The organism is Microbacterium sp. MAH-37, assembly GCF_009758255.1.
Taxonomy (GTDB): Bacteria; Actinomycetota; Actinomycetes; order Actinomycetales; family Microbacteriaceae; genus Microbacterium.
Genome location: NZ_WSEN01000003.1, coordinates 228,907 through 241,435, shown reverse-complemented (window position 1 = coordinate 241,435; position 12,529 = coordinate 228,907). Strand labels below are relative to the sequence as shown.

6 protein-coding genes and 3 rRNA genes are annotated in these 12,529 nt (G+C 64.1%); 8 read left to right on the top strand and 1 reads right to left on the bottom strand.

Annotation, left to right across the window (positions count from 1 at the left end):
- The first annotated feature begins 190 nt into the window (after positions 1-190).
- The 3 genes from GON06_RS03505 to rrf all read left to right on the top strand — a co-directional run bounded on the left by GON06_RS03505 (position 191) and on the right by rrf (position 5,650).
- Positions 191-1,715 (top strand): 16S ribosomal RNA (locus GON06_RS03505).
- Between the two features lie 598 nt (positions 1,716-2,313).
- Positions 2,314-5,422: ribosomal RNA gene (locus tag GON06_RS03500) — 23S ribosomal RNA — on the top strand.
- Between the two features lie 111 nt (positions 5,423-5,533).
- Positions 5,534-5,650, top strand: a 5S ribosomal RNA gene (gene rrf, locus GON06_RS03495).
- Together the 16S, 23S and 5S rRNA genes form the textbook arrangement of a ribosomal RNA operon.
- 57 nt (positions 5,651-5,707) lie before the next feature.
- Here rrf and GON06_RS03490 read toward each other — a convergent pair.
- Positions 5,708-6,481, bottom strand: a complete 774-nt coding sequence (locus GON06_RS03490) for an IclR family transcriptional regulator (protein ID WP_157310888.1) — start codon at positions 6,479-6,481, stop codon at positions 5,708-5,710.
- 52 nt (positions 6,482-6,533) lie between these two features.
- On the opposite strand from GON06_RS03490, the gene hutH reads away from it, so the two are divergent.
- From hutH to GON06_RS03465, 5 genes are read left to right on the top strand one after another with little or no spacing between them, the layout of a single operon-like run.
- Positions 6,534-8,075 carry a histidine ammonia-lyase gene (hutH, locus tag GON06_RS03485; protein ID WP_157310887.1) on the top strand — a complete coding sequence of 514 codons (1,542 nt, stop codon included), beginning with the start codon at positions 6,534-6,536 and terminating at the stop codon, positions 8,073-8,075.
- Positions 8,068-9,750, top strand: coding sequence for a urocanate hydratase (gene hutU, locus GON06_RS03480; protein WP_157310886.1), 1,683 nt, complete (start codon positions 8,068-8,070; stop codon positions 9,748-9,750). Before hutH ends, hutU begins: the two co-directional genes overlap by 8 nt.
- Positions 9,750-10,916 carry an imidazolonepropionase gene (gene hutI, locus GON06_RS03475; protein WP_157310885.1) on the top strand — a complete coding sequence of 389 codons (1,167 nt, stop codon included), beginning with the start codon at positions 9,750-9,752 and terminating at the stop codon, positions 10,914-10,916. Before hutU ends, hutI begins: the two co-directional genes overlap by 1 nt.
- Positions 10,917-10,945: 29 nt before the next feature.
- On the top strand, positions 10,946-11,833 hold the full coding sequence (locus tag GON06_RS03470) for an arginase family protein (RefSeq protein WP_157310884.1): 888 nt from the start codon (positions 10,946-10,948) through the stop codon (positions 11,831-11,833).
- A gap of 48 nt (positions 11,834-11,881) precedes the next feature.
- Positions 11,882-12,529 carry an NAD(P)H-binding protein gene (locus tag GON06_RS03465; protein ID WP_157310883.1) on the top strand — a complete coding sequence of 216 codons (648 nt, stop codon included), beginning with the start codon at positions 11,882-11,884 and terminating at the stop codon, positions 12,527-12,529.

Here is a 12,529-nt window from a genome sequence, read left to right as displayed (position 1 = left end):
TGCGTCCGATCCTTGAGAACTCAACAGCGTGCACTTGTCAAATGCCAAATAACCTCGTCTCCAACTTTGGTTGGGGTGAGATTCCTTTGGATCAATTTATTTGAATGTCAGCAATGATGTTCGTTTTTTGGTCATGATTGAACTCGCTGCCTGTTCACCGTTTTCCCGGTGGGTGGGTTTGCATCTGTTTTTTACGGAGAGTTTGATCCTGGCTCAGGATGAACGCTGGCGGCGTGCTTAACACATGCAAGTCGAACGATGAAGCCCCTGCTTGCAGGGGTGGATTAGTGGCGAACGGGTGAGTAACACGTGAGCAACCTGCCCCTGACTCTGGGATAAGCGCTGGAAACGGTGTCTAATACTGGATATGTGCCACGGCCGCATGGTCTGTGGTTGGAAAGATTTTTCGGTTGGGGATGGGCTCGCGGCCTATCAGCTTGTTGGTGAGGTAATGGCTCACCAAGGCGTCGACGGGTAGCCGGCCTGAGAGGGTGACCGGCCACACTGGGACTGAGACACGGCCCAGACTCCTACGGGAGGCAGCAGTGGGGAATATTGCACAATGGGCGGAAGCCTGATGCAGCAACGCCGCGTGAGGGATGACGGCCTTCGGGTTGTAAACCTCTTTTAGCAGGGAAGAAGCGAAAGTGACGGTACCTGCAGAAAAAGCACCGGCTAACTACGTGCCAGCAGCCGCGGTAATACGTAGGGTGCAAGCGTTATCCGGAATTATTGGGCGTAAAGAGCTCGTAGGCGGTTTGTCGCGTCTGCCGTGAAATCCTCAGGCTCAACCTGAGGCTTGCGGTGGGTACGGGCAGACTTGAGTGCGGTAGGGGAGATTGGAATTCCTGGTGTAGCGGTGGAATGCGCAGATATCAGGAGGAACACCGATGGCGAAGGCAGATCTCTGGGCCGTAACTGACGCTGAGGAGCGAAAGGGTGGGGAGCAAACAGGCTTAGATACCCTGGTAGTCCACCCCGTAAACGTTGGGAACTAGTTGTGGGGTCCTTTCCACGGATTCCGTGACGCAGCTAACGCATTAAGTTCCCCGCCTGGGGAGTACGGCCGCAAGGCTAAAACTCAAAGGAATTGACGGGGACCCGCACAAGCGGCGGAGCATGCGGATTAATTCGATGCAACGCGAAGAACCTTACCAAGGCTTGACATACACGAGAACGGGCCAGAAATGGTCAACTCTTTGGACACTCGTGAACAGGTGGTGCATGGTTGTCGTCAGCTCGTGTCGTGAGATGTTGGGTTAAGTCCCGCAACGAGCGCAACCCTCGTTCTATGTTGCCAGCACGTAATGGTGGGAACTCATGGGATACTGCCGGGGTCAACTCGGAGGAAGGTGGGGATGACGTCAAATCATCATGCCCCTTATGTCTTGGGCTTCACGCATGCTACAATGGCCGGTACAATGGGCTGCGATACCGTGAGGTGGAGCGAATCCCAAAAAGCCGGTCCCAGTTCGGATCGTAGTCTGCAACTCGACTACGTGAAGTCGGAGTCGCTAGTAATCGCAGATCAGCAACGCTGCGGTGAATACGTTCCCGGGTCTTGTACACACCGCCCGTCAAGTCATGAAAGTCGGTAACACCTGAAGCCGGTGGCCTAACCCTTGTGGAGGGAGCCGTCGAAGGTGGGATCGGTAATTAGGACTAAGTCGTAACAAGGTAGCCGTACCGGAAGGTGCGGCTGGATCACCTCCTTTCTAAGGAGCACTGCAGCCCTCGGGCTGACAGAGCCGGAATCGGGACGAATGTTCCCGACCGGAGCTCATGGGTGGAACATTTGACATGGCTCTTGTTGAGTCTTCTGGTTTCAGTACGCCGCTTGCGGTTGGAACGGACTGGGGGATGAGGCGGGGGCCTGCACGCTGTTGGGTCCTGAGGGACCGGGCCGGCACGTTTGTGTCGAACCGACTCCTCGTGGCCCTTCTTGCCTTTCTCTTTGTGGGGATGGCTTGNGACAGAGCCGGAATCGGGACGAATGTTCCCGACCGGAGCTCATGGGTGGAACATTTGACATGCCATCACGGATGCGTGGTGTTCTCAGTACGCTGCTTCGGCAGTTGGAACGGGATGCTGCGGGGATGTGGTGGCTGCACGCTGTTGGGTCCTGAGGGACCGGGCCGGTTGGCTTCTCTTCGGGGAGGTCTGCTGTTCTGATTCCTTGTGGCCCTTACTTCTGTTGCCGGTTGGCTTCGGGGGTGGGGGACCGCCCGTACTTTGAGAACTACACAGTGGACGCGAGCATCTTAAAGAAAACTTCCGTCAGATCTTTTCCTGGGTCTGACGGTTCTCATGTGATTTCAAGTCTTTAAGAGCAAACGGTGGATGCCTTGGCATCTGGAGCCGAAGAAGGACGTAGCAATCTGCGATAAGCCTCGGGGAACTGATAAGCGAGTTTTGATCCGAGGGTGTCCGAATGGGGAAACCCCGCCAGGCGTTTGTGCGACCTGGTGACTCCCGCCTGAATATATAGGGCGGGTAGAGGGAACGCGGGGAAGTGAAACATCTCAGTACCCGCAGGAAGAGAAAACAACATGTGATTCCGTGAGTAGTGGCGAGCGAAAGCGGATGAGGCTAAACCGGGTGTGTGTGATAGCCGGCAGGCGTTGCATGCCCGGGGTTGTGGGACCCTCTTAATCATTCTGCCGAGTGGTTGACGTGATGCGCGAGTGTAGACGAACGGTCTTGAAAGGCCGGCCATAGTGGGTGCCAGCCCCGTAGTCGAAATGCTTGGTGCAGCGTGGAGGGGATCCCAAGTAGCACGGGGCCCGTGAAATCCCGTGTGAATCTGTCAGGACCACCTGATAAGCCTAAATACTCCCAGATGACCGATAGCGGACAAGTACCGTGAGGGAAAGGTGAAAAGTACCCCGGGAGGGGAGTGAAATAGTACCTGAAACCGTTTGCTTACAAACCGTTGGAGCCTCCTTAGTAGGGGTGACAGCGTGCCTTTTGAAGAATGAGCCTGCGAGTTAGTGATATGTGGCGAGGTTAACCCGTGTGGGGTAGCCGTAGCGAAAGCGAGTCTGAATAGGGCGATTCAGTCGCATGTCCTAGACCCGAAGCGAAGTGATCTATCCATGGCCAGGCTGAAGCGACGGTAAGACGTCGTGGAGGGCCGAACCCACTTAGGTTGAAAACTGAGGGGATGAGCTGTGGATAGGGGTGAAAGGCCAATCAAACTTCGTGATAGCTGGTTCTCTCCGAAATGCATTTAGGTGCAGCGTTGCGTGTTTCTTGCCGGAGGTAGAGCTACTGGATGGCCGATGGGCCCGACCAGGTTACTGACGTCAGCCAAACTCCGAATGCCGGTAAGTGAGAGCGCAGCAGTGAGACTGTGGGGGATAAGCTTCATAGTCGAGAGGGAAACAACCCAGACCACCATCTAAGGTCCCTAAGCGCGTGCTAAGTGGAAAAGGATGTGGAGTTGCTTAGACAACCAGGAGGTTGGCTTAGAAGCAGCCACCCTTGAAAGAGTGCGTAATAGCTCACTGGTCAAGTGATTCCGCGCCGACAATGTAACGGGGCTCAAGCACGCCACCGAAGTTGTGGCATTGACATTTTTGGTAGGCCTTCGTGGTCCAGCCGTGTTGATGGGTAGGAGAGCGTCGTGTGGCGGGTGAAGCGGCGGAGTGATCCAGCCGTGGACGCCACACGAGTGAGAATGCAGGCATGAGTAGCGAAAGACGTGTGAGAAACACGTCCTCCGGAAGACCAAGGGTTCCAGGGTCAAGCTAATCTTCCCTGGGTAAGTCGGGACCTAAGGCGAGGCCGACAGGCGTAGTCGATGGACAACGGGTTGATATTCCCGTACCGGCGAAGAACCGCCCACACGAGATCAGGAGTGCTAACCGTCCGAAGTCACCCACCGGACCCTTCGGGGTTCATCGGGTGATGGAGCACGGGACCCCATCTGGTGGAGTGAGCGTATTAACAGGTGTGACGCAGGAAGGTAGCCCATGCCAGGCGATGGTTGTCCTGGTGCAAGTGCGTAGGCCGAGTCATAGGCAAATCCGTGACTCATTGAGGCTGAGACACGATGCGGATGAAAAGTGGGTGATCCTATGCTGCCGAGAAAAGCATCGACGCGAGGTTCCAGCCGCCCGTACCCCAAACCGACTCAGGTGGTCAGGTAGAGAATACCAAGGAGATCGAGAGAATCGTGGTTAAGGAACTCGGCAAAATGCCCCCGTAACTTCGGGAGAAGGGGGGCCATCCACTTATACCAGCTTGCCTGGAAAAGGGTGTGGTGGCCGCAGAGACTAGTGGGTAGCGACTGTTTACTAAAAACACAGGTCCGTGCGAAGACGCAAGTCGATGTATACGGACTGACGCCTGCCCGGTGCTGGAAGGTTAAGAGGACCGGTTAGCCCTTTTGGGCGAAGCTGAGAATTTAAGCCCCAGTAAACGGCGGTGGTAACTATAACCATCCTAAGGTAGCGAAATTCCTTGTCGGGTAAGTTCCGACCTGCACGAATGGCGTAACGACTTCCCAACTGTCTCAACCGCGAACTCGGCGAAATTGCATTACGAGTAAAGATGCTCGTTACGCGCAGCAGGACGGAAAGACCCCGTGACCTTTACTACAGCTTGGTATTGGTGTTCGGTGTGGCTTGTGTAGGATAGGTGGGAGACTGTGAAGCGGGTACGCCAGTATTCGTGGAGTCATTGTTGAAATACCACTCTGGTCACTCTGGATATCTAACTTCGAACCGTGATCCGGTTCAGGGACAGTGCCTGGTGGGTAGTTTAACTGGGGCGGTTGCCTCCCAAAAAGTAACGGAGGCGCCCAAAGGTTCCCTCAACCTGGTTGGCAATCAGGTGGCGAGTGTAAGTGCACAAGGGAGCTTGACTGTGAGACTGACAGGTCGAGCAGGGACGAAAGTCGGGACTAGTGATCCGGCAGTGGCTTGTGGAAGCGCTGTCGCTCAACGGATAAAAGGTACCTCGGGGATAACAGGCTGATCTTGCCCAAGAGTCCATATCGACGGCATGGTTTGGCACCTCGATGTCGGCTCGTCGCATCCTGGGGCTGGAGTAGGTCCCAAGGGTTGGGCTGTTCGCCCATTAAAGCGGTACGCGAGCTGGGTTTAGAACGTCGTGAGACAGTTCGGTCCCTATCCGCTGCGCGCGTAGGAAGTTTGAGAGGATCTGACCCTAGTACGAGAGGACCGGGTTGGACGAACCTCTGGTGTGCCAGTTGTTCCGCCAGGAGCACCGCTGGTTAGCTACGTTCGGGATGGATAACCGCTGAAAGCATCTAAGCGGGAAGCCGGCCTCAAGATGAGACTTCCATGCCCCTTGTGGGTGAGAGGCTCCCAGCCAGACTACTGGGTTGATAGGCCAGATGTGGAAGCACGGCAACGTGTGCAGCTGACTGGTACTAATAAGCCGACGACTTGATAACACTCCTCTTTCTGCGAGATGAACGCGTCCACTTTGTGGTTCTCGACGTACGGTCGGGAACCAAACAACACACACAAACGTTGTGATGTTGCCTGATACATGTCAATAGTGTTTCGGCGGCCATAGCGTGAGGGAAACGCCCGGTCACATTCCGAACCCGGAAGCTAAGCCTCACAGCGCCGATGGTACTGCAGGGGGGACCCTGTGGGAGAGTAGGACACCGCCGAACTCCTTCTAAACGAAAGAGCCACCCATTGCCGGGTGGCTCTTTCGCGTTAACACACCCTCAACGCACCCGTTGCGACAACTGCGCGGCAGCGTCGACGACAGCATCAGCCGCGCGATCCGCGTCGACGGCGGCATCCGTCCACGTCACGGCGATCGCCGCCACCGGCCACCCCGCGTGATCGGTTACCGCAGAGGCCACTGAACGGAAGCCCTCGGTGATCTCACCGTCTTCGGTGGCCACACCGCTCTGCCGCACCAGCCGCAGCAGCTCGCGCAACTCGGACGGCTTCTGCGGGCCCCGTCCCGTGCGCTCCGTGAACGACGACGCGTCCGGGTACAACGCCCGCACCTGCACCTTCGGCAGTGCGGCGAGCATTGCCCGTCCTGTGGCCGTGAGATGCGCGGGCAGTCGCACGCCGACATCCGTCACCAGCGCAGGGCGGCGCAGCGCGCGCTCCTCCACGATGTACAGCACGTCCCGGCCGCTCATCACGGCGAGGTGCGCGCTCTCGCCGAGCCGGTCGGCCAGCCCCGCGACCAGCGGGCGCCCCAGACGCGCCAGAGGCTCCTGCCTGGCATAGCCTCCTGCCAGCTCGAACGCCGACGTACCGAGGCCCCATCGGCGATCCTGCGCGAGATGCACGACGAAACCGTGCTCCTCGAGCGTTGCCAGCAGGTGATAGACCGTCGATCGCGGGATACCGAGATCCCGCGCGAGAGCGGAGGCGGCGATCGGAGCGGGCCGACGCGCGAGATGGCGCAGGATGCGCAGCGTCTGGTCGGCAGCGGGGACCTGCGCCTTTCTCTCCGCATTGTCTGAGATCACAGACAAAGGATGTCACATCGCTCTGTCCGACGGGGGAGGAGAGGTGTGGAATCGAGGTATGTTCCAGAACTCCTCGGTCGTCGTCGGCGCCGCACCCCTCGCGCCGGCAGACGTCGTCGCCATCGCCCGCCATCACGCATCCGTCGTCATCGATGACGGGGCGCTCGGCCGCGTCGCAGAGTCGCGTCGCGTCATCGACGCGATGGCCGCGGACCCGGTGCCGCACTACGGCGTCTCCACCGGCTTCGGCGCTCTCGCCACGACGTTCATCGCACCGGACCGTCGTCGTCAGCTGCAGGTCAGCCTGATCCGCTCACACGCGGCGGGCACCGGACCCGAGGTGGAGACCGAGGTCGTCCGTGCCCTTCAGCTGCTGCGACTGCAGACACTGGCGTCGGGCCGTACCGGTGTTCGCCCCGTCGTGGTCGAGACCTACGCGGCGATGCTCAACGCCGGCATCAGCCCGCTGGTCCGTGAGTACGGCTCGCTGGGCTGCTCCGGTGACCTCGCGCCGCTCGCGCATGTCGCGCTGGCAGCCATGGGCGAAGGGGAGGTGCGCAACGCGGACGGTGAGCTCGTCCCGGCATCCGACGCCCTCGCCGCCGCAGGGATCGAGCCGCTCGTCCTCGAGGAGAAGGAGGGTCTCGCCCTCATCAACGGCACCGACGGGATGCTGGGGATGCTCGTGCTCGCCCTGCACGACCTCGAGATGCTGATCACGACCGCCGACCTCTCCGCCGCGATGTCGATCGAGTCGCAGCTCGGCACCGACGCCGTGTTCGCCGAGGATCTCATGGCGCTCCGTCCGCAGGTCGGCCAGGCAGCATCCGCAGCCAACCTGCGCGCGTTCCTCGGCAACTCTCCGATGGTAGCCAGCCACAAGGGACCGGACGACGGCCGGGTGCAGGACGCGTACTCGCTACGCTGCTCGCCGCAGGTGCACGGGGCAGCGCGCGACACCATGGCGCACGCCACCATGATCGCCGAGCGCGAGCTCGCCTCAGTGGTCGACAACCCCGTCGTCACCGTGGACGGACGCATCGAGTCCAACGGCAACTTCCACGGCGCGCCCGTCGCCGCCGTGCTCGACTTCCTCGCGATCTCGGTCGCCGATGTGGCATCCGTCTCGGAGCGCCGCACCGACCGCGCCCTCGACCCGGCGCGCAGCCACGGCCTGCCGCCCTTCCTCGCTTCGGAAGTGGGCGTCGACTCCGGGTTGATGATCGCGCAGTATGCGGCGGCCGGCATCGTGTCCGAGCTGAAGCGTCTCGCCGCCCCGGCATCCGTCGACTCGATCCCGTCGTCGGCCATGCAGGAGGACCACGTCTCGATGGGCTGGGCCGCAGCGCGCAAGCTGCGTCGCGCGATCGACGGGCTCTCGCGGGTGCTCGCGATCGAGATCCTCACCGGTGCGCGGGCGCTCGACCTGCGCGCCCCGCTCGAGGCAGGGCCCGCGACCGGAGCCGTGCGCGACCTGGTCCGCACCGTCGCCGGGGGCCCCGGACCCGACCGGTTCCTCTCGCCTGAGATGGAAGCCGTCACCGAACTCGTCACCTCGGGCGCTGTCGCCCGCACCGCCAAGGAGAACGCGAATGTCTGACACCCCGTCCGGCCCCACCCTGCACGACCCGTCCCGCCGCATCCGCGCCCCGCGCGGCAACGAGCGGACGGCCAAGAGCTGGGGTGCCGAGGCCGCCAAGCGCATGCTGATGAACAACCTCGACGCCGAGGTCGCCGAGCACCCCGAGGATCTCGTGGTCTACGGCGGCACCGGCCGCGCGGCGCGCTCGTGGGAGGCGTACGACGCGATCGTGCGCACGCTCGACGAGCTGGAGCCCGATGAGACACTTCTGGTGCAGTCCGGCAAGCCGGTGGGCGTGTTCCGCACCCACGAGTGGGCGCCGCGCGTGCTGATCGCCAACTCCAACCTGGTCGGAGACTGGGCCACCTGGCCGGAGTTCCGTAAGCTCGAGGAGCTCGGGCTGATGATGTACGGCCAGATGACCGCCGGGTCCTGGATCTACATCGGCACCCAGGGCATCCTGCAGGGCACCTACGAGACGTTCGCCGCCGTCGCCCGCTCGCTCGGCAAGGAGTCCCTCAAGGGCACGCTGTCGCTCACCGGCGGCGCCGGCGGCATGGGCGGCGCCCAGCCGCTCGCCGTCACGCTGAACGAGGGCGCGGTCCTGATCGTCGACGTCGACGAGTCGCGCCTTTCGCGACGCGTCGACCACGGCTATCTCGACGTCTACTACACCGACCTCGACGAGGCCGTCGCTCGTGCGGTCGCCGCGAAGGATGCCGGGGAGGCGCTCTCCGTCGGTATCGTCGGCAACGCCGCCGAGGTGTTCCCCGAGCTGCTCCGGCGTGGCGTGCCGATCGACATCGTCACCGACCAGACCAGCGCGCACGACCCGCTCGCCTACCTGCCGATCGGCATCTCCGTGGCGGACTGGAAGACCGAGGCCGAGCGCGACCCGGAGGAGTTCACCCGGCGCTCGCGCGAGTCGATGGCCGCGCACGTCGCCGCGATGGTGGCATTCCAGGACGCCGGCGCCGCCGTGTTCGACTACGGCAACTCGATCCGCGCCGAGGCGGTGCTGGGCGGCTTCGATCGCGCCTTCGAGTTCCCCGGGTTCGTGCCGGCGTACATCCGCACGCAGTTCGAGGAGGGCCGTGGCCCCTTCCGCTGGGCTGCGCTCTCGGGCGACCCGGAGGACATCTACAAGACCGACCGCGCCATCGCCGAGCTGTTCCCCGAGGACAAGGCGCTGCACCGCTGGCTGGAGAAGGCCGGCGAGAAGGTGCACTTCGAGGGGCTTCCCGCGCGCATCTGCTGGCTGGGCTACAAGGAGCGCCACCTGGCCGGTCTGAAGTTCAACGAGATGGTCGCCTCCGGCGAGCTGTCCGCTCCCATCGTCATCGGCCGCGACCACCTGGACTCGGGCTCCGTTGCGAGCCCGTACCGTGAGACCGAGGCGATGAAGGACGGCTCCGACGCCATCGCCGACTGGCCGCTGCTGAACGCCCTGCTGAACACGGCGTCGGGCGCCAGCTGGGTGTCGCTGCACCACGGCGGCGGCGTCGGCATCGGCCGTTCGATCCACGCCGGCCAGGTGACTGTGGCCGACGGCTCGGATCTGGCCGCCGAGAAGCTGGAGCGCGTGCTGACCAACGACCCGGGTACCGGGGTCATGCGGCACGTCGACGCCGGCTACGACCACGCCAAGGACGTCGCGCGCGAGCGCGGACTCAAGGTGCCGATGGGGCTGTGATGTCCACCCTCATCACGAACATCGGAGAGCTGACGACCAACGCTCCCGACGACGATGACCGCCTCGGCACCGTGCAGGATGCGGCGGTGCTCATCGAGGACGGCAGGATCGCGTGGGCGGGAGCCTCGGGGGATGCGCCCGCCCACGCGGATCAGGTCGTGGACGCCGGCGGACGCGCCGTCATCCCCGGCTTCGTGGACAGCCACAGTCACCTGGTGTTCGGCGGCGACCGCGCCGCGGAGTTCGAGGCGCGGATGGCGGGTCAGAAGTACGCCGCCGGCGGCATCCGCTCGACCGTCGCCGCGACGCGTGCGGCATCCGACGACGAGCTGCGCGCGCGGCTGCGCGGTTTCGCCCGCGAGCTGCTCGCGCAGGGGACCACGACCGTCGAGATCAAGAGCGGCTACGGCCTGGACGTCGCGACCGAGGAACGTCTGGTGCGCCTGGCATCCGAGGTGACCGACGAGGTCACCTATCTCGGTGCGCACGTCGTGCCCGCCGAGTTCGCCGATGATCACGACGCCTACGTCGACCTCGTCGTGGGCGACATGCTGGATGCCTGCGCGCCGCACGCCCGCTGGATCGACGTGTTCTGCGAGACCGGTGCCTTCACCGTCGCGCAGTCCCGCCGCGTGCTCGAGGCGGGCGTCGCGCGCGGTCTGAAGCCGCGCGTGCACGCCAGTCAGCTGGGCCCGGGCGAGGGGGTGCAGATGGCGCTCGAGCTCGGCGCGGCATCCGTCGATCACGGCACCTACCTGACCGACGACGACGTCGCCGCGCTCGCCGCGAGCGACACCGTGCTCACGCTGCTGCCCGGCGTGGAGTTCTCCACCCGGCAGCCGTATCCCGACGCCCGCCGGCTCATCGACGCCGGCGTCACCGTCGCGATCGCCTGCGACACGAACCCCGGTTCTAGCTTCACGAGCTCGATGCCGTTCTGCATCGCCGTCGCCGTGCGGGACATGCGGATGACGGTGGCCGAGGCGGTCTGGGCGGCCACTGCCGGGGGAGCAGCGGCCCTGCAGCGCGATGACATCGGGGCGATCGCCCCGGGGAAGCGCGCGGATCTGGTTCTGCTGGACGCTCCGACGCGTGTGCACCTCGCCTACCGGCCGGGTGTGCCGCTGGTGAGGCAGGTCTGGAAGGACGGGGACGCGGCGCTCTGAGCGTCCGCCCGGAAGACGAAGGAGACCCCATGGCACTGTCGCACGACGACCTCTGGCCCCGCGCGGGCGGCTGGCCCCCGTTCGACGGCACAGCCGACGCGGTGCTGCTCGGCATCCCCGCCTGGCGCTCATCGCTCTCACCCACCGGCGCGCACGCGACCCCGGCCGCGGTGCGCGAGGCGCTGCAGCGCTACAGCGCGACCCTGATGACGAGTCCGCCGCTCGACCTGAACGCCGTGCTGCGCATCGCGGATGCCGGCGACGTGACCGAGCCGGACGGGGAGGAGGGCGTCGAGCGCGCGGTGGCGCGCGTCGCGGAGCTCGCCGCGGCCGCCGACCTCACGATCGCGATCGGCGGCGACAACTCGGTGACCTACGCCGCCGCCCGCGGATCGCGTGCGGACGGGCTCATCACGATCGACGCGCACTTCGACCTGCGCGACGGCGTGTCCAACGGGTCGCCGGTGCGACGACTGGTCGAGGATGCCCCGGAGCCGATCGATCCGACGCGCATCGTGCAGATCGGGATCGCCGACTTCGCCAACTCCTCAGCCTACGCCCGGCGTGCGGCGGACTGGGGCATCCGCGTGATCACCCTCGACGAGCTGCGCCGGCGGGGAACAGAGGACGTGGCATCCGAGGCGCTCGAGATCGCGGGTGCGGGATCGCGCGTCCACTTCGACATCGACGTGGACGCCTGTGACCGTTCCGTCGCGCCGGGGTGTCCCGCGAGCGTGCCGGGGGGACTGGCGGCGTGGGAGCTGCGCGCGGTGACCCGCCGCATCGCCATGGACCGCCGCGTGTTCAGCGCCGACATCGCAGAGGTCGATGCGACGGCGGACACCGAGGATGCCAGGACCGTGCGCCTCGCGGCGCTGTGCGTGCTCGAACTGCTCGCAGGCCTCGCCTCGCGCTGAGCTCGGCGAGAGTCCCGTGGTCGCCGACGGGCGAGTAGCGTGGGCGTCATGGCTCGGATCCTGATCGTCGGCGGCCACGGAAAGGTCGCGCTGCTGCTCGCTCCTCTTCTCGTCTCGCGTGGTGACGAGGTGACCGCGGTCATCCGCAATCCGGCACATGCGGCCGAGGTGCGCATCACGGGCGCAGATCCCGTGGTGTTCGACATCGAGCGCGAGGACCGTCCGGGCCTCGCGCGTCTCATCGCCGGGCACGACGAGGTGGTCTGGTCGGCGGGAGCCGGCGGCGGTGATCCGGCGCGCACGCACGCCGTCGACTTCGAGGCCGCCGTGCGGTCGATGGACGCGGCGAAGGATGCCGGAGTGCGCCGCTATGTGATGGTCTCCTACTTCGGCTCCTCACCGGAGCACGGCATCCCCGAGACCGACTCCTTTCATGCCTACGCCGAGGCGAAGGCGGCGGCGGATAAGTATCTGCGCGCGACCTCCCTGGACTGGACGGTGCTCGGACCGAGTCGGCTCACCCTCGGCGAGGGCACCGGTCGCATCGTCGTCGAGCCGCCGGCATCCGGCGAGGTGTCCCGCGCGAACGTGGCTCAGGTCATCGCGCAGACTCTCATCGAGTCCGCGACCCTCCGCCGGACGATCCGCTTCAACGACGGCGAGCACCCCATCGCTGAGGCGCTCGCCGCTCGGTGA